This window comes from Lysinibacillus cavernae, assembly GCF_009724685.1.
Classification (GTDB): Bacteria; Bacillota; Bacilli; order Bacillales_A; family Planococcaceae; genus Lysinibacillus; species Lysinibacillus cavernae.
Window position 1 is genome coordinate 1 of sequence record NZ_WMEF01000011.1, and the last position, 22,619, is coordinate 22,619.

At 38.0% G+C, this 22,619-nt stretch carries 14 protein-coding genes, 1 pseudogene and 1 riboswitch; of the genes and pseudogenes, 3 read left to right on the forward strand and 12 right to left on the reverse strand.

Going from position 1 to position 22,619, the window contains the following annotated elements; translation table 11 throughout:
* Positions 1-384: 384 nt before the first annotated feature.
* From GJU32_RS18280 to hutH, 8 genes are all read right to left on the reverse strand, one after another.
* Positions 385-2,238, reverse strand: a complete 1,854-nt coding sequence (locus GJU32_RS18280; protein ID WP_230875095.1) for an SLC13 family permease — start codon at positions 2,236-2,238, stop codon at positions 385-387.
* A 163-nt stretch (positions 2,239-2,401) separates the two neighbouring features.
* Complete coding sequence (gene nadD, locus GJU32_RS18285) at positions 2,402-3,016, reverse strand: nicotinate-nucleotide adenylyltransferase (protein WP_155593361.1); 615 nt, start codon at positions 3,014-3,016, stop codon at positions 2,402-2,404.
* Between the two features lie 24 nt (positions 3,017-3,040).
* Positions 3,041-4,510 carry a nicotinate phosphoribosyltransferase gene (locus tag GJU32_RS18290; protein WP_155593362.1) on the reverse strand — a complete coding sequence of 490 codons (1,470 nt, stop codon included), beginning with the start codon at positions 4,508-4,510 and terminating at the stop codon, positions 3,041-3,043.
* A gap of 23 nt (positions 4,511-4,533) precedes the next feature.
* Positions 4,534-5,085, reverse strand: a complete 552-nt coding sequence (locus tag GJU32_RS18295) for a cysteine hydrolase family protein (RefSeq protein ID WP_196426741.1) — start codon at positions 5,083-5,085, stop codon at positions 4,534-4,536.
* An 84-nt stretch (positions 5,086-5,169) separates the two neighbouring features.
* Positions 5,170-5,970 (reverse strand): NUDIX domain-containing protein, encoded by an 801-nt coding sequence (locus GJU32_RS18300; RefSeq protein WP_155593364.1) that lies wholly within the window; start codon positions 5,968-5,970, stop codon positions 5,170-5,172.
* A 151-nt stretch (positions 5,971-6,121) separates the two neighbouring features.
* The gene (hutI, locus tag GJU32_RS18305; RefSeq protein ID WP_155593365.1) at positions 6,122-7,399 is read right to left on the reverse strand and encodes an imidazolonepropionase; all 1,278 of its coding nucleotides are present in this window, start codon (positions 7,397-7,399) and stop codon (positions 6,122-6,124) included.
* Entirely contained in the window at positions 7,396-9,066 is a 1,671-nt protein-coding gene (hutU, locus tag GJU32_RS18310; protein ID WP_155593366.1) for a urocanate hydratase, read from the reverse strand. The genes hutI and hutU overlap by 4 nt, the downstream gene beginning before the upstream one ends.
* Before the next feature lie 128 nt (positions 9,067-9,194).
* Positions 9,195-10,709 carry a histidine ammonia-lyase gene (hutH, locus tag GJU32_RS18315; protein ID WP_155593367.1) on the reverse strand — a complete coding sequence of 505 codons (1,515 nt, stop codon included), beginning with the start codon at positions 10,707-10,709 and terminating at the stop codon, positions 9,195-9,197.
* A gap of 413 nt (positions 10,710-11,122) precedes the next feature.
* Between hutH and GJU32_RS18320 the strand changes: the two genes are divergently transcribed.
* Both GJU32_RS18320 and GJU32_RS18325 read left to right on the forward strand, forming a co-directional pair.
* A complete protein-coding gene (locus GJU32_RS18320; RefSeq protein ID WP_155593368.1) occupies positions 11,123-12,577 on the forward strand; it encodes a helix-turn-helix domain-containing protein in 1,455 nt (484 codons plus the stop codon).
* Between the two features lie 308 nt (positions 12,578-12,885).
* Complete coding sequence (locus tag GJU32_RS18325) at positions 12,886-14,391, forward strand: catalase (protein ID WP_155593369.1); 1,506 nt, start codon at positions 12,886-12,888, stop codon at positions 14,389-14,391.
* A gap of 351 nt (positions 14,392-14,742) precedes the next feature.
* Here the strand turns inward: GJU32_RS18325 and thiC are convergent, their stop codons facing one another.
* From thiC to GJU32_RS18345, 4 genes and pseudogenes are all read right to left on the reverse strand, one after another.
* Complete coding sequence (thiC, locus tag GJU32_RS18330; protein WP_155593370.1) at positions 14,743-16,521, reverse strand: phosphomethylpyrimidine synthase ThiC; 1,779 nt, start codon at positions 16,519-16,521, stop codon at positions 14,743-14,745.
* A gap of 141 nt (positions 16,522-16,662) precedes the next feature.
* Positions 16,663-16,777: riboswitch (TPP riboswitch) on the reverse strand.
* Between the two features lie 77 nt (positions 16,778-16,854).
* On the reverse strand, positions 16,855-17,784 hold the full coding sequence (locus GJU32_RS18335) for an AEC family transporter (RefSeq protein ID WP_155593371.1): 930 nt from the start codon (positions 17,782-17,784) through the stop codon (positions 16,855-16,857).
* Positions 17,785-18,084: 300 nt separating this feature from the next.
* Positions 18,085-18,284, reverse strand: a pseudogene (locus tag GJU32_RS18340) (transposase); the annotation flags it as partial.
* Positions 18,285-18,600: 316 nt separating this feature from the next.
* Positions 18,601-20,703, reverse strand: coding sequence for a methyl-accepting chemotaxis protein (locus GJU32_RS18345; RefSeq protein WP_155593372.1), 2,103 nt, complete (start codon positions 20,701-20,703; stop codon positions 18,601-18,603).
* A 252-nt stretch (positions 20,704-20,955) separates the two neighbouring features.
* Here GJU32_RS18345 and GJU32_RS18350 point away from each other — a divergent pair, with 252 nt between their 5' ends.
* Positions 20,956-22,593 (forward strand): S-layer protein, encoded by a 1,638-nt coding sequence (locus tag GJU32_RS18350; RefSeq protein WP_155593373.1) that lies wholly within the window; start codon positions 20,956-20,958, stop codon positions 22,591-22,593.
* Positions 22,594-22,619: the final 26 nt, after the last annotated feature.

A 22,619-nucleotide genomic window follows, 5' to 3' on the forward strand; every position in this document is an offset into this window, starting at 1 on the left:
GGCATCAATTTTGATGTCCAAAATTTTGTTTCGTTCACTAGCGAAGCTAGTTACTGAAAACTTTATTGATTACGTTTTGCTTGTTCAGTTTTCAAGGTTCATGTTTTGGTTTGTTTTAGCGTGTCACCGTGGCGACTTGTATAATACTACACCCTTATTTTTAAAAGGTCAACACTTTTCATGAAAAAAATTTAACTTTTTTCTTAACAAAGAAAAACTTCCTATATATAACCTCAAAATAATTATGGTTTAAATTTTAATATCACAAGTTAATTCAATGTTATTTTCTAACTAAAGTATAATTTTATCATATACTTCAGTAAAAAATATATTAGTTTTTAATTAGAAAAATATACAAAAAAACTCGGTATAGCAACCGAGTTTTTAAAACGGGAAAAAGAATGGGATGGCTATCATCATGACAATAAACATAACTATTTGTAATGGAATCCCTATTCTTACAAAATCCATAAATTTGTAGCCACCCGCTGTCATTACCAGTGCATTCGTAGGAGAAGCAATTGGTGTAGCAAATGCCATACTTGCCGCTACTGCTACTGCAATCATAAATGTTGTGGGACTAACATTCATTGCAATTGCAGCACTCATTGCAATCGGTGCAAACAATACAGCAGTTGCTGTATTACTAATAAACTGACCAAAAATAACAGTCAAAATATAAACACCTACGAGTACACCATAAGGTCCGAAATCACCAAGGGCATTAATAATTCCATCAGATAAAATGGTCATGCCTCCTGTTTTTTCTAATGCTGTAGCCATTGGCAGCATTGCAGCCACAAGCACAATACTTTCAAAGTTCATATTGCTATAGGCATCTTCCATGTTTCTCAAGCAACCTGTTAAGATCATAAGCACGGCACCAAGCATTACAGAAATAACCGCAGGGAAAATTTCAAATGCCATCAATATAATCATGAACAACATAATAATACCTGCTATACCTGCTTTGCCTGTAGCAGCTGCGACACTTGCATGTTCTTTCGGCTGACCGACTACCACGACATCCTGAGTCTCTCTTGCTAACAAAAGAATTTCATCCCATGCACCCTGCACTAATATTGCATCTCCAAATTTCAATTTATGAGAAATCATGTCTTGGAGTTGGTAACCACCTTTGCGATTAATGCCAATGATATTTAAATTATATTTTTCACGGAATCCAAGAGAACTAACAGTTTCATTGATAAAGCTCGAATTAGGTGTGAGCAATACTTCTGCAATACCGAGATGTTTCGATACTAATTCATCCGCTTCCCCTTCCACTAACCCTTGCATCTCAAGCTGATAATCCTCGACAAAACGGCGAATATCCTCTTCCTCTCCTTGAACATATAGCTCGTCCTTAGCATGGATGACACTTGTTGGGCCAGCCATTTCTTGATAGGTCATTGGTAATAAATTGATGCCCTCCTGTGATTTACGATGAATTTTCATCATACAGAGCATATACTTAGCAGGCAATTTTAATTCTGCTAAAGATGTTTCAATAATAGGTGACTCTTCAGGAACAGAGATTTTAAATAGACGATTATTTAAATCATATTGCTTAATGATTTTCTTTGGTGAAAGTTTATAGCCTTCATTTGTCTGTGTACGGTTTTGATCCTTTGGTAATAGGATATTGCGTACAAGTACTAAGTAGGTAATACCAGCAATCATGCCCACTACCCCAATAGGAGTCACTTCGAAAAAACCGAGTTTGTTATAGCCCCGATCAACCAATAACTGACTGACAATTAAATTAGTTGGTGACGCAATCAATGTCATCAGCCCTGAAAGACTTGCTACGTATGAGAGTGGCAATAGAAACTTAGAAGGACTAACCTTCATACTGATAGCTATACTTACAACTATTGGCATCATTAATGCTACTGTACCTGTATTACTCATAAAAGCACCCACAGATCCTACAATAATGAGTAGTAGTACAAATAATTTTAACTCACTATTGCCTGACCATTTAAGTAATAATTGTCCTGCCATGCCCGCAAGACCCGTACGCAGAATTCCTGCACCCACGACAAATAACCCTGCAATCATTAAAACGACAGAGTTCGAAAAACCAGCCAATGCCTCAGCGGGCGTTAAAATATCCGTAATGACAAATGCTAGAAGTGACACAATCGCTACTAGATCGGCTCGTATTTTATTGGTCACAAATGCTAAAATTGTTGCTCCTAAAATTAGAAATGTTAATGTAAGCTGCACATCCATGAATTCCTTTCTAACATTAATCATCGTAATTATCATCAGCAAAAAAATCGTATTCCTTTGCTATTATTATTATAGCTTATGAAAGGCTACATATGATAAAATTCACCATCTTTTCAAAATTAAAAAAGTGTGGCACTCGACCACACTTATAAAAGTATATCCATTATTTTTGATAAAGATGATGCTCTTTAATATAGTCGTAACACGCAGTTGGCAGGAGATATCTCGGCTCTCCATCCATCGCGAATTCTTCCCGAATATAGGTAGAGCTAATTTCCATTGCTAGCCCTTTGTCTATAAGATGAAATCTACCATCATCATTATTTCTTAAAATTGGAGAGCGACTAATCGTTGATAGCATATCAATGCCATGTCTTGCCATCACAATAAATTTATTCTCCGCTACTAATGCGTCACCCTTTTTCCATAATCCCGCACCAATATCCACTAATAAATCTGCCCCCATGATAAAATGAACTTCATCCTCAGGGTGCTTTTCTCTAAAGTATTTCATCGTGTCATATGTGTAGATATTCCAGCCTTCTTGATCCATTTCATAGGAATCTGCTATGAAACGATCGTCCTTGGCAATGGCTAGCTGTAGCATATTCCAGCGATGAGTATCCGCTGTTTTTATTGTTTTATCTTTCCGTTTATTCGAACAAGGTAAAAAAATGACTTTATCTAATTTACAGCGGTGTGCGACCGTGCTTGCTGTCCATAGATGAACATTTGTAATAGGGTCAAAGGATGAACCATAAATACCTATCCTCGCCATCGTAACTACCTCCTGCTACTTCTTTTAATAGTTAGAATTCATTCCCTGCGTAACCTTCTCTTGTATTGCCTGAATGCTTGCCATTTTATTGTCCCAGCATGCTTGACTTAAATCGACTGGATACTCTTCTGGGTTCATTGTTCTTTTGTATTCACACCATAGTAAATGTAAATTTTCTTTCACATATGCTTGTGTTTCTTGAATTGTAGGCTCCTCATAAACAACTTTCCCATTTTCTATTATGCTTTCATGTAAATCTTTTGCTGAAAAATTCGTCACAAATTTACTAATATACGTATGAACGGGGTGGAACATTTTCAATCTTTCTTCTCGCTCTATGTTTTCTCCATCTAATGTAATATAGTCCCCTTCAGCATGACCATTCTCATTATTAATAATACGATAAACTCGTTTACGCCCTGGAGTAGTCACTTTCTCAGGATTTGCTGAAATTTTAATGGTATCTACCATTTCTCCACTTTCATTTTCAATGGAAACTAATTTGTATACCCCACCTAGAGCTGCTTGGTCGTAGGCTGTAATCATCTTCGTCCCAATTCCCCAAGCATCAATTTGCGCACCTTGAGACTTTAAATGCATAATTGTATATTCGTCTAAATCATTTGAAGCCATAATTTTTGCTTCTGTAAATCCTGCAGCATCTAGCATTTTTCTTGCCATTTTCGAAAGATAGGCTAAATCCCCACTGTCCAAACGGATACCAATAAAATGAATCTGATCTCCTAGCTCCTTCGCTACACGGATAGCATTAGGAACGCCCGAACGCAACGTATCATAGGTATCTACTAAGAAAACACAGTCTTTACGCGCAGTTGCATATTTTTTAAATGCAGTATATTCATCTCGATAGGTTTGAATCATAGCGTGTGCATGTGTTCCCGACACTGGAATACCGAACAACTTTCCAGCCCGCACATTACTTGTCGCAGAGAATCCACCTATATAAGCAGCACGAGTTCCCCAAATAGCGGCATCAAATTCATGTGCACGTCGAGTACCAAACTCCATCACCTCATCCTCGCCTGTCACTTGTTTAATACGTGAGGCCTTTGTTGCGATCAGCGTTTGATAGTTCACAATATTTAACAGGGGGGTTTCAATTAACTGAGCTTCTGCCAAGGGTGCTTCGATTCGTAAGATAGGCTCATTGGCAAAGACTAGCTCGCCTTCCCTCATCCCCTTAATAGTTCCTGTAAACTTAAGCTCCTGGAGGTATTGAAGAAATTCTTCTGGATACTTTCCCTCTTCACGCAAATATTGAATATCACTGTGAGAGAATCCAAAATTATTTATAAAATCTATAACTTTTTTTAAGCCTGCGAATACCGCATAACCATTACCAAATGGAATTTTTCTAAAATATAGCTCAAATACAGCTTTACGTTGATGAACATCATCTTGCCAATAGGTTTGAACCATATTAATTTGATATAAATCTGTGTGTAACATGAAGCTATCATCGGCATATTTCATGTGTTTCTCTCCATTCTTTAATGTCAAATAATAGTGGCGCCAAGTGTGTGCTCAAAATGTCCTAATGCCCACTCATGTCCTGTTTGATTAAATGATGCGACGGCATTTTTATGAATCACGAGATCAAACCCTTTATTATAAGCATCTACCGCTGTATGAAGAACACAGATATCTGTACAAACTCCGATTAAGTGAAGTTCAGTAACTCCTCTCTCACGCAATTTCAACTCTAAATCTGTCCCCGCAAAAGCAGAGTAGCGCGTTTTATCAATGTAAACGACATGGCCCTGCTCCTTATTTGTTTCATATAACGTGTTTAAAGCTCCATATAAATGTCTACCTTTTGTATTTCGAATATTATGCGGTGGAAATAGCTTTGTTTCTGGATGATAAACATCCCCTTGTTCATGAACATCGATTGCAAATACTGTAAACTCCCCATTCAATATAAATTCCTTTGTTAAGTCTACATTTGCTCGCTCAAGTAGTTGCCCAGGCTCTCCACAAGTTAAAGCTCCATCTGGTGCAACAAAATCAACCGTATAATCAATATTAATTAGTGCCCGCTTGTTCATCATTTCATCACTCCATTTTATTAATTAGTAATATTTAAATTACAAATTACTATCTTTAAAATAATCAGGAAAGACGGATCTTTCCTAATGATAAATGGATTCCACCATTTCAAAGTCATTAAATGTATACAGTTGTGAAGGTCTGAACGAATTTCGTTTCGTTTTCTTCGGTTTTCCTTCTTCATCCAATACTTTTTCGATAAAAGGCAATTTAGGTGCTTTTGTAAAGAATACGGAATCATTAGATACTCGAGGATCCTCTCCAACAGTCAGGAGCACCCGCTGCAATTCAGATAAGGTGAACTCTTGTGGTAAAAAGTTTTTGGCAACGGTCGTTTGTATCATATCTTTTTTAATGAAATCCAACGCATCAGTAATTATTTTTCGGTGATCGAAGGCTAGCTGAAGTGAAAATACATTTTCTATATCAAACAACTCTACATCATCAGCATCATCATTCGCTTGTCGTTGCTCAATGTACGCTTCAGGAACAATTGCGTAGAATGCATTTGAAATCATCCAACCACGAGGATCTCGCTCAATTTCATCATAAACACCAAAGTGCTGAACAAGTAATCCTTCTACATTTGTTTCTTCTTTTAATTCTCTTTTAGCTGCGATATAAGCTGTTTCCTTTTGATTAGCATCTACAAATCCTCCTGGGAGCGCCCATTTCCCTCCTTCAATATTCGGATTTCCATCAGCATCCTTAGCAGCACGTTTAATTAACATAATTTTCAGCGTCATGCTTGGTGGTGCCTTTTCTTCTGTTTTTTTAGAAGTAATTGTAAAAATAGCAATATCTGCTGTATATCCATCAGGTGTTTGGTATTTTGAAGAATCATAATGTGCAAGTACTTCTTCTTCAGTACGGAATTTTGTCATCGTATAACCCCTTCAATTGATTACAAGGTTTTAGTAATTTGTAATTAACGAATTACTATTTATTTGTATTATAATCTTCCACCCAGGTAATTGCAACTCAATTTTAAAAAAGCATAAATAAAGCTTCCTCAGCCTTATTTATGCCCATTTTTTATTGATTATTCAGGAGAATGCCGTTTTGCACAACAACTCGCCCATTTTTAATAACAGTGTGCGTATGGTTCATGCCATAGAAGTATTGTAGTTGTTTGTAGTTCGCAACATCTAGAATAATCACATCTGCTTTTTTATCAGCTTCAAGGGAGCCTATTTGTTCTCCTCGATTCAGTGCATATGCCGCATTAATCGTTGTTGCAGTCAATACTTCCTCTAATGTCAGCCCCATATGCATGCAAGCTAAATTCATGATAAATGGTAGACTCATTGTCGGTGATGACCCTGGATTAAAGTCTGTAGATATTGCTACAGGTACCCCTTCATCAATCATCAAACGCCCTCTCGCAAACGGTGCACGTAAAAAGAAAGCAGTTCCTGGTAGCAATACAGCAATCGTACCTGCTGCAGCCATTCTTTGAATGCCCTCATCAGAAGCAACTAGCAAATGCTCTGCCGAAATGGCTCCTACTTCCGCAGCAAGCTCCGCTCCTTTATAAGGTTCAATTTCATCAGCATGTATTTTCGGCGTTAGGCCAAGTGCTTTGCCAGCTTCTAAAATGCGTTGAGATTGCCCTGGTGTAAAGACACCTTTTTCACAAAACACATCATTAAATTCAGCCAGTTCTAGCTCTGCCACTTTTGGTAGCATAGTATGAATCACGACATCAACGAATTCATCCTCACGTCCCTTATAGTCACGCGGTACAGCATGAGCGCCCATAAAAGTACTCACAACATCAATGTCATGTGTAGCTTGTAATTTTTTTGCTACCTCTAGCTGTTTCTTCTCCGTTTCCCAATCCAAGCCATAGCCTGATTTTGCTTCAACTGTTGTCACACCATGTTTTAAAAATCCATCTAAGTGCTGCATCGTTTTTTCATATAATTGTTCAAAGCTAGTTTCTCTTGTACGCTTTGTTGTAGCGTGAATTCCGCCACCTGCATTCATAATTTCCATGTAGGTAGAACCATTGAGTCTCATATTAAACTCTTGCTCTCGTGTTCCACCATGCACTAAATGCGTATGACAATCCACTAAACCAGGCATAACAATCTTGCCAGTAGCATCAATAATCTCTGCTTTCTTCACTAAATCAGGGAAGTCTTCTTCCAACTGGTCAAAAGCTCCGACAGCTACTATACGATTTTCCTCAATAAGTACACTGCCATTTTCCACTATTGCTATTTCACGCATTCGCTCTTTCGTACGTGGTCCTTGAACATTACTTTTTAATGTAATCACTTCATTGGCATTCTTGATTAAAATGGTCACTTCACATCACCCTTTAACATTGGTATATGCACACCTTTGTTTTTCGCTGTATTAATCGCAATGTCGTAGCCTGCATCAGCATGGCGGGCAACACCCATCCCCGGATCGGAAATTAACACACGCGCGATTTTTTCAGCAGCAAGTTCCGTTCCATCTGCTACTAACACTTGACCTGCATGCTGTGAATATCCCATACCAACACCACCACCATGGTGCACACTTACCCAGCTTGCACCGCTTGCTGTATTAACAAGTGCATTTAAAATTGGCCAATCTGATACTGCATCCGAACCATCTAACATTCCTTCTGTTTCACGGTTTGGTGATGCTACTGAACCTGAATCTAAATGATCACGACCAAAAACAATCGGTGCTGATAATTCACCATTTGCAACCATTTCGTTCACTTTTAAAGCAAACCGGTGACGATCACCATAGCCTAGCCAGCAAATACGCGCAGGTAGCCCTTGCCATTTAACCATTTTTTGCGCCATGCCGATCCAATTTACAAGGCCCTCATCTTCAGAGAACATCTCTTTCGCAAGTGCATCTGTTTTATAAATATCCTCAGGGTCTCCTGAAAGTGCCGCCCAACGGAATGGACCTTTTCCTTCACAGAATAATGGTCGAATATAAGCTGGTACAAAGCCTGGGAAATCAAAGGCATTTGTCACACCCATTTCCTTGGCATATGCGCGAATGTTATTACCATAATCAAAAACTTCCGCACCAGCTTCTTGGAACTCTAGCATTGTCCGTACATGCTCTGCCATTGTTTCTTTCGCTCTTCGCTCATATGTTTTAACATCAGATTTACGAAGCTCTAGTGCTTCTTCCAATGTCATTCCATTTGGGACATAGCCATTAATCGGGTCATGTGCAGATGTTTGATCTGTCACGAAATCTGGAATGATCCCTCGATTCAGTAGCTCTCGATTGACATTTGCACAGTTACCAACAAGGCCAATCGAAGCTGGCTCTTTTTGGTCACGTAATTTATTGACTAATGCAATGGCTTCATCCACAGTCTCCACAATGTAATCACAGTAACCTTCTTTTATTTTACGTTCAATGCGAGCACGATCCACTTCAACAACTAGTATCACAGCGCCTGCCATTTTCCCTGCTAAAGGCTGCGCACCACTCATACCACCCATACCACCTGTAAGAATGAATTTGCCACGTAAGTCTGCAGTGCCAAATACTTTTTTACCTGCTTCTACGAATGATAAATAAGTGCCTTGTAAAATACCTTGAGCACCAATATATATCCAGCTACCTGCAGTCATTTGACCATACATCATTAAATCTCTGTCCTCTAATTCATAGAAGTGATCCCAATTTGCCCATGCCGGAACTAAATTTGAATTGGCAATTAACACACGAGGAGAATGCTCATGTGTACGGAATACTGCTACCGGCTTCCCAGATTGAATCAATAGCGTTTCATCATTCTCTAATTCTTTTAAAGAAGCAATAATTTGTTCATAGCTTTCCCAATTACGAGCAGCCTTTCCAATACCACCGTATACGATCAATTCATCTGGGTTTTCTGCCACCTCAGGGTCTAAATTGTTCATTAACATACGCATTGCCGCTTCCTGTGTCCACCCTTTACATGTTAGTTCTTTTCCACGTGGTGCACGAATATCTGTTTTAATTACCATTAAAAACACACTCCTTTAAAATAATTAAAATGCCGTTAACAAAAAACTGAATATTCAGACTTAGTTAGATGTCATTATTTTTGAAGAAGAGGTGACTTGGAAAACCAAGTCTACCTCAGCTCTTATCGTTATACATACTCATTTACTAAAGCATCACTCGTTAATAAATATTTCGCCAACGCTTCAATTTCATCACCAATTGGTTGATCTGTTAATAACGGCGGACAGAATTCCCGCACTTTCTCTAAGTATTGACGTGTTGTCGGAGATAATTGCTCTTCTGCCTTATCTAAATGGATAGCCTGTGATGCACAGATCATTTCTATTGCTATCACTCGAGCAGCATTGTGGACAATCTGACGAACTTGTCGAGCAGAAGTTGTTCCCATGCTCACATGATCTTCTTGATTTCCTGATGTAGGTATAGAGTCCACACTAGAAGGATGTGCCAGCACTTTATTTTCTGAGACAATGGAAGCCGCTGTATATTGAGCAATCATAAGACCACATTCAATCCCAGGGTTTGTAGCCAAGAACGGCGGTAATCCTTCATTAAGCTGAGGATTTACCATACGTTCAGTACGACGTTCTGAAATATTGGCCCACTCGCATACGCCAATTTTCAAAAAGTCCATTGCTAAGGCAATTGGCTGACCATGGAAATGACCACCTGATAGTACCTCACCGCTTTCTAAAACAATCGGATTATCTGTAGTTGCATTCATTTCCGTTTGAACTCGGTTCTCCGCATAGAAAAATGACTGCCAAGAAGCGCCGTGTACTTGCGGAATACAGCGAAGTGAATAAGCATCCTGCATGCGTATTTCTCCTTGCTTCGTCACACGCTTACTACCTTCAAGCCACTTACGAATACGACCACCAACAAGCTCTAATTCTGGATGTGGTCTTACAGCTAAAAGTGCTGGATCAAAGGCTGATGTAATACCCTTCAAAGCCTCAAGCGTTAAGCTAGCTGCCATATCAGCTGCAAGCCCAATTCGTTCAGCTTCATTGACCGTTAAAACCCCAATCCCTGTCATGGCTTGCGTGCCGTTTACAAGCGCCAGCCCCTCTTTAGCTTGAAGTCGAACAGGCACTAATTCTGCTTTCTGTAACGCATCTCTACCACTCATCACTTCTCCATTAAACTCTGCCTTCCCTTCTCCCACTAGTACCAACGCTAGATGCGATAATGGTGCTAAATCACCACTTGCTCCAACAGAGCCTTGTGACGGAACAATCGGATGAACCCCTTTGTTAATAAAATTCAATAATAGTTGTACAGTTTCCTCACGAATACCAGAAAAACCTCTAGCTAAAGCATTAGCACGTAACACCATCATTGCACGTACAACATCAGTTGGGAACGGTTCGCCAACTCCTGTTGCATCTGATCGTAATAAATTTAGTTGTAATAACCCAATATCTTCTTCCTCAATTTTTATATTGCTGAGTTTACCAAACCCTGTGTTTACACCATAGATCGTTTGTCCTTCTGCTAAACGTTTTTCGATACGCTCTCTACTTAGACGAATACGTTCTACACTAGCGGCAGAAAGCGAAACTGCTGCTTGCCCCTTAACGATTTCCTCAATTTGTTGTCTTGTTAATGTATTGCCATCAAGCTCGATGATTGACTTCACATGACATCCCCCTGTTCCCTATATAGCTATGTAAATTAATTACACTTCAGCGTAATGGCGTCCAGATTTTTTGAGCTTGCTCGAAAAGCTCCTCTTCAAAATCCGTGACATCCACCCTTTACCTTGATTCAAGCGGAGTTTGAATAGCCACTGAGTCCAGATAAAGTCTTTTCATTCTTTGATCGTAATATCTAAAACATCAGCATTAAACTTCATTTAAAACGTTTTCATCATAAAAGTGGTTTCTGCCGAATGGTGGTCAATTACTCTATTTACATTGTACTAACTACTTTTTTCAGAATATAGAGAATTTTAATAGCTAAAACAAGATTTTTTTCAGATTATTATGTTATTTTTAATAATATAATCGTATTTTTATATGAAACTGGACTATTTTAAGAAAGGTTGATGTTATGAAGTTGTTATTAATAGATCGTGATGCTACCGATTTGGCAGGTATAAAGTGGTTTTTGCATACATATTTCCCTGGGGATGTCTACATTGAAATATGCACAAATATTTCAGAGGTGCCTCAAAACATTCGACAATTTGAACCTGATGCCATACTGTTAAATATAGACTTATTTCCCAATAATCTCTTGTCTACTCTTTATCGTGATTTACAAAAGCTTTCCGGTGCTATTCTAGCAATGACGACTGAACCATTATTTAAAAATGCATTGAAAGCAATTGATTTACAGGTAGCTCATCTTTTTGTGAAACCCATAGATTTAGAAGTATTAAAGCAAAAACTCACAGCCATTTCTCTTCGCACACCACAGATCAAGGAATATACACAGGAGAATACAAAAGAATCCTTTTATTATCAATTATTTTTAGATAACAAATCTAGCTCTATTGATACCCATATACATTTCGCAATGATTGAGCCTGAGCATAATGAAACCTTTAATAAGCTTTACAATTGGCTTCAACAAACACCTATTCACTTCCATATGAAAACCTATCCTCTCTCTAATAGAATCGTATGTCTTTTTCAAACGCACGACATAAAAATGGTAGAGAAGGATGTACGTACGCTTATGAAGGAATGGCGTTTGATTAGTAATAGTTCTTTAAATATTGGTATCTATGATGGAACAGCTACAACCATTAAAAACATGTATACATTAACAAAGCGTGCTCTACATCAAAGTTTTTACGAAGGCTTTGGGCATATTTTTTATGCTAGTAAACGATATGAAACACAGCCCTTTGATCCCTTACTAACACCGGAGGAACAACAATTATTAATAAGCAGTTTGGAAGATGGTAATCTCGAAGTCATTAAAACATTTTTATATCGACTATCTAATGAAGGTATATATTACGAACAAGATGATTTACGCATTCACCTAACGAGTGTCTTAGCACAAATTAGGCGCTTTATGCTGAAATATAAATTACACGAAAAAGCAGTTATTGAGCAAAATTACCGTCAGCTTTTTCACTTAATCATTGAACATCCTATTTTTTACACGATTCTCAATGGCATTATTTCTTTTACACAAACATTAATAGAATTAGCACGGGAAGCTCGAATAGAGAAACGGGCCGATTATGTTGAGCTAGCTTTAGAAATAATTGATCAACAATTTAAGGATAGCTCCTTGTCTCTTCCCTTTGTCGCCCACAGGCTCGGGATTAGTCCAAATTATTTAAGTACAATTTTCTCAAAGAAGCAAGGCTTGCCATTTAAGCGCTATTTACAGCAAATAAGAATTCACCATGCCATTAAAATGCTGCTTGAAACAGATTTTGCTATTAGTGAAATTGCCCATTTAAACGGTTTTGATGATCCAAATTATTTCATTAAAATATTTAAACAACAAATCGGTATTACACCTAATCGTTATCGAAAAAACTAAAAGATAAGGCCTACTATAGATTTTCAATTAGTCAATTTTATTTTCAATAAAGGTTATTACAATGTAGCAATTATCTTAAAATTTATTTCAATTACTTTACAATTATTTTTTAAATCCAGTTTAGAAAAGCTAAATTTAAGGAAAAACTATGTATAATACGTAGATCTTTCGCATATATTTATAGTTTATATTTAAATATAAAAATTCTTTAACGATAATTATTATAATGTACTAGCAATTCTATTTTATATTTGTTATAGTTATAGACGAAGAGTTTGACTTACATTTTTTTCAGGAGGTAAACTAATATGACAAACGCAAATGATCGCAGCCGTCGTTTTACAACAGCAGGTGGTGCTCCAGTAGTAAGTAACCATGACTCTATGTCAGCAGGTCCACGTGGCCCTCTTTTACTTCAAGATGTATGGCTAGTTGAAAAATTAGCAAACTTCAACCGTGAAGTAATTCCTGAACGTCGTATGCACGCAAAAGGTTCAGGTGCATTTGGTACTTTTACTGTAACGCATGATATTACTCAATATACAAAAGCAAAGATCTTCTCAGACATCGGCAAGAAAACAGAAATGTTCGCACGTTTCTCCACAGTTGCTGGTGAACGCGGTGCGGCAGATGCTGAACGCGATATCCGTGGCTTTGCCCTTAAATTCTATACAGAAGAAGGGAACTGGGATTTAGTAGGGAATAATACGCCTGTATTCTTCTTCCGCGACCCATTACACTTTACAGATTTAAACCACGTGGTAAAACGTGACCCACGTACAAATATGAAAAATGCTAACTCTAACTGGGATTTCTGGACTTCATTACCTGAGGCACTTCATCAAGTGACAATCGTAATGTCAGACCGTGGTATTCCAGCTGGTTACCGTAATATGCACGGTTTTGGTTCTCATACGTACAGCTTTATCAATGCTAAAAATGAGCGCGTTTGGGTTAAATTCCACTTCCGTACAGAGCAAGGCATTAAAAACTTAACAGGTGCTGAGGCTACTGAGGTTATCGGTCAAGACCGTGAATCTTCACAGCGTGATTTATATGAAGCTATTGAAAAAGGCGAGTTCCCAAAATGGAAAGTGTACATTCAGGTAATGACGGAAGAGCAAGCTCGTGAGCTACCATACAACCCGTTTGATTTAACAAAAGTATGGTATAAAAAAGACTTCCCATTAATCCCTGTAGGTGAGTTCGAGTTAAATAAAAACCCGGACAACTACTTTGCAGAAGTTGAACAAGCTGCATTTGCACCATCTAACATTGTTCCTGGTATTAGTTTCTCACCAGATAAAATGTTACAAGGTCGTATCTTTGCCTACTCAGATGCACAACGCTATCGCCTAGGTGTAAATCACTACATGCTGCCTGTCAACGCACCGAAATGTCCATTCCGTACTTTCCACCGTGATGGAGCTATGCGCTTTGACGGCAATCTTGGTTCTACGCTTAGCTATGAACCAAATAGCTATGGTGAATGGGAGCATAACTTAGACCAAAAAGAGCCTGAACTACGCATTGATGGTCATGCAGGTATTCATGACTTCCGTGAAGACGATAATAATTACTTCGAGCAACCAGGTAAATTATTCCGTCTAATGACTGCAGAAGAACAACAACGCTTATTTGAAAATACTGCTAACGATATGGCTTCAGTTGAAGAATTCATCAAACGTCGCCACATCCTTCACTGCTACTTAGCAGATCCAGCATATGGTGAAGGTGTTGCAAAAGCAATGAGTCTTTCATTAGAAGGTATGGATCTTACAAACCCATACGTAAAACAACCAACAAACGTTTAATATTCCACTTATTATTGATATCCAAATCCAACTTTTACTCCATGTGAATCTGTCATTCACATGGAGTTTTTTTGTATCGAATACTGCGTAATGGCGTCTTGATTTTTTCGAGCGGATGACTAAAAGTTAATCTCAATCCGTCCCCTCTTGTAACAACAACTAACTGACATGCGTTAGATAGGCCTTCCATCAGAGATTTTGGTGCAACTGGCTAGTATTCTCTTATTTCAGCGGACGTTAGTACACTCGTCCAAATAAAGCAAAACAAGTATTCCCTCAGGAGGGAATCTTCTACTGAATCAAGACAAATAAGGCTTGCGTCTATTTATTCGACACAAGCCTTTTACTTCCTTATTGGTAAATCTGACTCCCCGCTTTTTTAAACTCATCGGCCTTTTCCTTCATTCCCTGATGAATGGCTTCAGTTGTATTTAAATCCTTTTCTTTAGCATAATTACGAATATCCTGTGAAATTCTCATGCTACAGAATTTAGGGCCACACATAGAGCAAAAGTGTGCTGTTTTTGCCCCCTCTGCTGGTAGCGTTTCGTCATGATATTCCACTGCACGCTCTGGATCTAATGATAGATTGAATTGATCACGCCAACGGAATTCAAAACGTGCTTTTGACAGTGCGTCGTCTCGTTGTTGTGCACCTGGATGACCTTTTGCTAAATCAGCCGCATGTGCAGCAATTTTATAAGTAATAACGCCCACTCGAACATCCTCTCGATTAGGCAAGCCAAGATGCTCTTTCGGTGTCACATAGCAAAGCATCGCTGTACCAAACCAACCAATCATTGCTGCACCAATGGCAGATGTAATATGGTCATAGCCTGGGGCGATATCCGTTGTTAGTGGGCCCAATGTATAGAATGGTGCTTCCTTACAAACCTCTAATTGCTTGTCCATATTTTCTTTAATCAGGTGCATCGGGACATGCCCTGGCCCCTCTACCATCACCTGAACATCATGTTTCCAAGCAATTTGCGTTAATTCACCTAGTGTTTCAAGCTCCGCAAATTGCGCCTCATCATTTGCATCTGCAATTGAACCTGGACGTAAGCCATCGCCTAAAGAAAAAGCAACATCATACGTTTTCATGATTTCACAAATTTCTTCAAAATGAGTATAAAGGAAATTTTCTTGATGATGATATAAACACCACTGTGCCATAATGGAACCGCCACGAGACACAATACCCGTCACACGCTTTGCAGTAAGGGGGACATAGCGTAAAAGGACACCTGCATGGATGGTGAAATAATCAACACCTTGCTCAGCTTGCTCAATGAGCGTATCACGATAAACCTCCCACGTTAAATCCTCAGCAACACCATTTACTTTTTCCAACGCTTGATAAATAGGTACTGTTCCCACTGGCACCGCTGCATTTCGAATAATCCATTCTCTCGTTGTATGAATATGTTTACCCGTCGATAAATCCATAATATTATCGGCACCCCAACGTGTAGCCCATGTCATTTTTTCAACTTCTTCTGCAATGGAAGATGATACCGCAGAATTTCCAATGTTCGCATTAATTTTCACATGGAAGTTACGACCAATAATCATGGGCTCTGCCTCAGGGTGATTAATATTTGAAGGCATAATTGCTCGTCCTGCTGCAATTTCTGATCTTACAAATTCAGGGTCCCTATTTTCGCGGATTGCCACGAACTCCATCTCAGGCGTAATAATCCCCTTTCGTGCATAGTGAAGCTGTGTTACATTTCTATCCTTTTTAGCACGCAAAGGTTTTCTTGCTAATTTAGGAAAAACATTTTCTTGATTGCGTGGGTCATCTGCACGACGAAAACCATTATCCTCTGGTTTAATCGTACGCCCAGCATATTCCTCAACATCCTCTCGCTCTTGTATCCATCCACGTCGTAAAGCAGGCAAACCTTTAGTAATATCCACTTGATAGGCTGGATCTGTGTAGGGACCACTCGTATCATATACTCGGATAGGGGTATTTTCCTCATCCCCAAAACTACCCGTAGTCGGACTTAATGCGATTTCACGCATAGGCACTAAAATATCCGGACGAGATCCTTCCACATAGACTTTTTCGCTTCCTTCAAAGCTGGACATAATTGTAATGTTCTTTTCACTAATTGCTGACATAAGCTACTTCTCTCCCTTAAATATATTTTGATACAAGGACCGAATCTAGCTCACCCCAACAAATAAATAAAAGCCGAATCCAAAATAATTATTTGGATCCGGCCATGAATGTAAAGGTCTATGTATTGCACAACATATTATGCAATAGCTTCTTAACTTTCCCACGCTGGTATGAGCCAGATCAGGTCCAAAGGGTCAAGAAACTTCTAAGTGTTTCCCTCTCAGCCTGACTCATCAGACTCCCCTAGTTAATACTATTTAGTTTGATGCTAGTGTAGCAGATATTGCTAAGAGATGGAAGATTTCGTTTGAAAATTTTTGAACTTTAAGCAACTAAGTAAACAATATTTCCGCAATGTAAATGACAATAGTAACCGTTATACAGCTGACTATGGTCGAAAATAAAACAGTTTGTGCAGCTGTTGCCGATTCCACATCATATTCCAGCGCTAGACTAGAGCTGTTGCGCGATGTTGGAAAGGCACTAGCTATAAATAGTGATTGTGCGACAACGCCATCTAGTCCCAACACGTAAATAATGACTAATGCCACAGCTGGTCCGATAAATAATCGTGTAAAACAGCTGACAAAAACGGTTTTATTAAACATAGATTTAATTTCAAGCTGTGACAATTGTGCACCTAACGTAATTAAAGCCACAGCAATAAAGCCATCTGCTACATGGTCTATTGGTATTTTGATAAATTGGGGAATGCCAATATCAAAATAGTTCATTGCTACACCAATAATCAGGGCATGAATAATCGGCATTTTTAAAAAATCTTTAATGATCGTCATGCCAGATTTGGTAGAAGAAATTAAATTGTACAAACCATATGTATATGTTGTCATATTTTGAAAGATAACGAGTATGACTTGGATGGCTACACCAATGGGTTGCGTTACAAATATCATTTGAGCCACAGGAATGCCGTAGTTTCCAGAATTAATGAGTACAACACTATTTTTAAAGACAGCCGCTTCCGTTTTGGCTAAACCAAGCCCTTTCGCTAAAAAGTGACTGAGTATTATTTGACTGCCTATAAATAGAACAATAAATAATCCAACTTCACCAAGCACAGATATCTCTACACTAGTTTCATATAAATTAACAAAAACAGCCGCTGGCATAAAACAGTATGTAATAAGTTGAGACAATGCTTTTAAGTTAAAACGAAATTTCTTTTGTAGTATAGCGCCTAGTACAAGTAACACTAAAATAGGTACCACAATTTGAAAGAAAATCATTCCGAGATACATCATATCGATGACCCCCTCCCTTTTTTTATAGTAGTGCTGATTTTCTACTAGGTCAATGTCTCTTACTTTCACACACTAAATAATAAAAGAAAGACTGCCTATGTACAGGCAGCCTCGGACTGTCGACAAAAGGAATCGAGAAGTTCACACTCGATTCCTTTTGTCTTTTTTTCTTCTATGAATAAGGTAAAAATGGTGATTTTCTACCCGTTTAAACATACTCTTCAAGCATAAGGGCTCTTTAAGCTGCCTGCCACGTCCAAGTAGGCAGTTTCTTTAAATTCATGGCAGCAAAAGTAAGCATCGCCCGAAGGTAGAGATATGCGGGACTTCTGTATGGAACCAAATCCTAAAAACCAGCGATACGCCATATTCGTTTGGATTTCTTTGATAGTTTGACGCATGGAGCGAATGCCAAAGACATATTGAATAAACGTCATTTTAAAGAGAACGACAGGATCAATACTTGGACGTCCATAAGCTGAATAGAAGTTTGCTACTAATGGATTTCATTCTTCGTCATCATGGTTCATCACCTGGAAAGGTCGAAAGGTTACTTTTTATCAACATATGAATAGGGATTTCTTTATGTAGAAGTTGATTGGAACGAAGGGCGGCTACTCCTGCGGGAAAAGCGGGAAAGTCGAGATCCTGGACTGAGTGAATGTTTTCTGTACGAAAGCGAAGCGGCAGTAACAAAGCGAGGGAAGCAGCTCGACCCCGCCCGCGGAAAGCGTCCGCCCGTAGTGGAAATCAACGGCTTTACTTTATTTCATTGTAAAAGAAAAAAGACTGCCTATGTACAGGCAGCCTTTCTCTTTACGCAAGCTTAAATCGATTAACGACTTCTTGCAGTTCATTTGAAATATCATTCATGTTTTGAATAGACCCTGCTACTTTTTGTAACTCGGCTTGTTGATCCATTGCAGAAGCACTTACTTGTTCAGCAGAGGCAGCTGTTTCCTCTGAAATAGCCGAAATACTTTGGATAGCCATAATTGCTTGATTTTTATGCTCTAACATACTAGACAGCTTAACCATTAGTTCACTAATTGATGTTGCAATGGAACTCGACAGGTCACTGTTGTCTTTAAAAGCCAATTGTGTGCTTTGTACTGACTCATTTTGGGATTGCATTAAATCTGCGTTAGAAGCAATGACAGCAACTGTTTGTTGAGAGTTATGAAGAATGCTTTCTACAGTACTCTTAATAATTTCTGTTTCATTTTTAGATTGCTCCGCTAACTTTCGTACTTCTTCTGCTACTACCGCAAAACCTTTCCCATGTTCACCAGCTCGCGCAGCCTCAATACTTGCATTTAAAGCTAATAGATTGGTTTGCTCTGTAATGCTTTGAATTGAAGCAATGATCTGATTTATATTCGCAATATTAGAGGCTAACGATTCCATTTGCTGTTGAATACGCCCATTCATTTCATTTGTCTCTATATTACGTTCACGTAAACTTTCAACCTCGAGCAATCCTTTTTCTGTTGTAGCACTCGTTTTATGCGATAGATTATCCATCTCATTGGAAAGTACAGTAATAGCATCCATCTGATCAGATAAATCCATCATTCGATAATTCGTTTCTTCTGTATCCTCTGATTGCTTTGATGCTCCTTGTGCAATTTCATTGATGGCAACAGAAACCTCTTGACTAGAAGCTACTATTTCATTAAACGCCTCATGTACTTGATTGGAAGATTGGTTTAATAATGTCGTAGAATGCAATACTGTTTGAATCGCATCATTGGTTTTATCTAGCATATTGTTATAGGCTAATGCAACTGCACCAATCTCATCAGGCTTAATATACTTCTCCTCAACCCTTTGCGTTAAATCCCCCTCTGCTGCTGTTTCAATGGACGCACGTAGAAACTTGAGCGGTTTTAACTGTTTGAAAATGAATAACACACTTGCTACTGTCATCAAAGCAACCATTATAATAGAGGCAATAATTGTAAATATAAATACTTGGTTGTATGTCTCTAAGATCTTCGATTCAGGTAGAACAATTTGAACAGTCCAGATTTCATCGATGCCTTCTAAAGTCATTGGAGCAAAAACATTATATGCTTTCTCTTTCAATTGATTGGAATTCATATAAAGGCTTGTCAGTTCTTTATTTTCCATTGTTTGCTTAATGCTTGTCCAATCCATATCATCCTGCATATTGAGCCCATCAAGCTCTTCACCAAAACTATTGGCTGTTAATATACCTTTATCTGTAACAATTGCTGCATAGCCACCTTCTGGTTTGACAGATTCTGTTAATTCATTTAAATAATCAATAGCTACATCTGCTGTCAATACACCAAAAAACGTCCCTGACGCATTCACTAATGGCACTGAGATTGTCGTCATTAGAACATTCTGACCGTTTACATTATAATCGTAAGGCTCTGTTAAAACTGCACGTCCCTCCTCTTTTGGCACCCAATACCATTCAGAGGCACTTTTATCATCAACACCTTCAAGAAGAGCAGTCGAAATTTCGTTACCATTTTTGCTTAAATAAGGGCCAAACCGTTTTTTAGAATCTATTAAAGTAGCTGCATCACTTGGGTTTAAAGTGATAGAATCTTCCTCAAATATAGCTCCTACCCCTAGTAAATCAGCATTGTTAGCTAAATTACTTTCCATGATATCTAAGACCCCTTTAGTGGATAGGGATTTATTCTTTTCCATACTTTCAATGATTCGCTTTGTTGTTTGTAGAACTGTATTTGCTTTCTTGAATCGTTCACTCATAATAGCTGCAGAGGATTCAGCTGCCTGCAATGTTGCATATTCCGAATCTTTCACACTTTGTTTTTTTATAATGATTCCCGTTGTCACTGTATAGGATAAAAATAAAACTAAAAATAATCCTATTATTAGGGAAGATAGTTTTAATGCAATACCTCTCGATTTTTTCATAACTAACACCCCACTTTTACTAATAATGATAAAGGATGGTTAGTTATATAACAATAAATATTTAGCGAATAAAGTAGAAATTTACAGAATTATAGAGATAAATGCGTATATTTTAACAAATATTTTAATTTCTATTATAAGGACTTATAGCTTATTTAAATTTAGATTTATAGTTAAACATTCACTTCCAATTCTAAATTATAGAAAAATATGATATATTATCTATTAAATAAAATGATTGGAGTGATTTATATGAAAAATAAAGCGCTATCAACATTAATGGCTACAGCTATTACAGCGACCTTGATATTACCAGTGTCGACTGCAAACGCCTCTTCATCTCAAAATCAACCAAATTTATCTGAGACACAGGTAGCCGCTACAAAAGTGGCAGGCGAAACGGTAACAATAAGAAATATTACAAAAGATACGGTCATTACATCGAACGGTACATTCAGAATCCACAAAGAATTGAAGCCCCTATTTGATTATTCAAACAAAACAGCATTAACGAATGCGCTAGCCACTATGGTAGTAAAAAATGGGCAAATTACTGACGTAACTGCACTAACATTGAACAAAGCAGGTACGAGCAAAAAAGCCGTATACTTTGACGGTGGTGATGCACAAATCTCTGGGGATCTTACAGTAAATGCGGACTATGTGAAGGTTCAAGAAGTTATTGTGGATGGACAGCTTATCATTACAAACAGAGTAAAAAAGGCTATAACACTCGATGAAGTTTCAGTCGGTGATACCATTACATTAAAACCACTTATAACGAAAAAGACAAATTGGCTATATGTTACTTTAAGGGATATGGAGTCATCGAACATCAATTTGGCACGTACGAAAGTTAATGTAGCTTCTGACCAAACACTTTCTAAAATTGGTGTAGTAGGTAAAGTTACGTCATTTGAAGTGATGGCTAATGTGGAAAAGCTAACAATTGATGTTGAGAAGGATTTCAACCTTTATGGTGAAGGAAAAATTGATCAAATCGTTGTAAAGGGCGGTACTAAAGTAGCTTTAGACTCAGGACATCTGGTAAACAATGTACAGGTAGACAATAAAAATGTTTCTGTCACACTTCCTATTATTGACAAAAAAGAGCTTAATACGCTAATAGCATCACCGCCATACGTAAAAGTATCTATTAACAACGGGTATGATGTTTTAACGACTGAAAAATGGACAACTCAAGCAGAACGTAATGTTTTTGAGTCAGCCGTAGCTAGCGCAAGAGCTGTATCAAACAATACAAGTGCCTCTCAAGAACAAGTGAAGAATGCTATTAATCAGTACAAAAATGCACTAGCAGTTTACCAAGCTGCTCAGAAAACTGGAACAACATATGGCTATGGCGATAAAGCTTCTCTACAGTCATTAATTAATTCTGTTCAATATGTTACGGTTTCTTGGTACAATGGCTCAGATGTTTATAACAATAATCCTTGGACAACACAAGCCGATAGAAACGCTATAGAATCTGCTGTGTCATCTGCCCAAGCAGTAGTGAATAATTATTACGCTACTCAAAATGATATTTCCAATGCAGTAAATAATTTAAACAATGCTATATGGACTTATAAGAATGCTTATAAGTATGGTAATAATGGGTATTATGTTGATAAAACTAATTTACAATCACTTATTACATCTGCATATAATGGAACTGTTACAATCTCTTATACTGAAAATGGCAGCGATGTATCTATTAATTCGCAATGGACTAGTTTATCTGAATATCAAAAACTAATAACTGCTATTGACCAAGCGCAATCAATTGTTAATAATTTATATGCAACACAAAGTGAAGTCTCAAATGCTTATAATAACCTTAACAATGCAATTACTTATTATAACAAATCTAAGAATACAAAACATTAACAGAAAGGACTCTGCGTTTTGCAGAG

What these genes read in the sequence shown, in the direction of transcription:
- GJU32_RS18280 (WP_230875095.1), bottom strand. Translation starts at nt 2,238, where the DNA reads ATGGATGTGCAGCTTACATTAACATTTCTAATTTTAGGAGCAACAATT.
- nadD (WP_155593361.1), bottom strand. Translation starts at nt 3,016, where the DNA reads ATGGCGAGGATAGGTATTTATGGTTCATCCTTTGACCCTATTACAAAT.
- GJU32_RS18290 (WP_155593362.1), bottom strand. Translation starts at nt 4,510, where the DNA reads ATGAAATATGCCGATGATAGCTTCATGTTACACACAGATTTATATCAA.
- GJU32_RS18295 (WP_196426741.1), bottom strand. Translation starts at nt 5,085, where the DNA reads ATGAACAAGCGGGCACTAATTAATATTGATTATACGGTTGATTTTGTT.
- GJU32_RS18300 (WP_155593364.1), bottom strand. Translation starts at nt 5,970, where the DNA reads ATGACAAAATTCCGTACTGAAGAAGAAGTACTTGCACATTATGATTCT.
- hutU (WP_155593366.1), bottom strand. Translation starts at nt 9,066, where the DNA reads ATGGTAATTAAAACAGATATTCGTGCACCACGTGGAAAAGAACTAACA.
- GJU32_RS18320 (WP_155593368.1), top strand. Translation starts at nt 11,123, where the DNA reads ATGAAGTTGTTATTAATAGATCGTGATGCTACCGATTTGGCAGGTATA.
- GJU32_RS18325 (WP_155593369.1), top strand. Translation starts at nt 12,886, where the DNA reads ATGACAAACGCAAATGATCGCAGCCGTCGTTTTACAACAGCAGGTGGT.
- thiC (WP_155593370.1), bottom strand. Translation starts at nt 16,521, where the DNA reads ATGTCAGCAATTAGTGAAAAGAACATTACAATTATGTCCAGCTTTGAA.
- GJU32_RS18335 (WP_155593371.1), bottom strand. Translation starts at nt 17,784, where the DNA reads ATGATGTATCTCGGAATGATTTTCTTTCAAATTGTGGTACCTATTTTA.
- GJU32_RS18345 (WP_155593372.1), bottom strand. Translation starts at nt 20,703, where the DNA reads ATGAAAAAATCGAGAGGTATTGCATTAAAACTATCTTCCCTAATAATA.
- GJU32_RS18350 (WP_155593373.1), top strand. Translation starts at nt 20,956, where the DNA reads ATGAAAAATAAAGCGCTATCAACATTAATGGCTACAGCTATTACAGCG.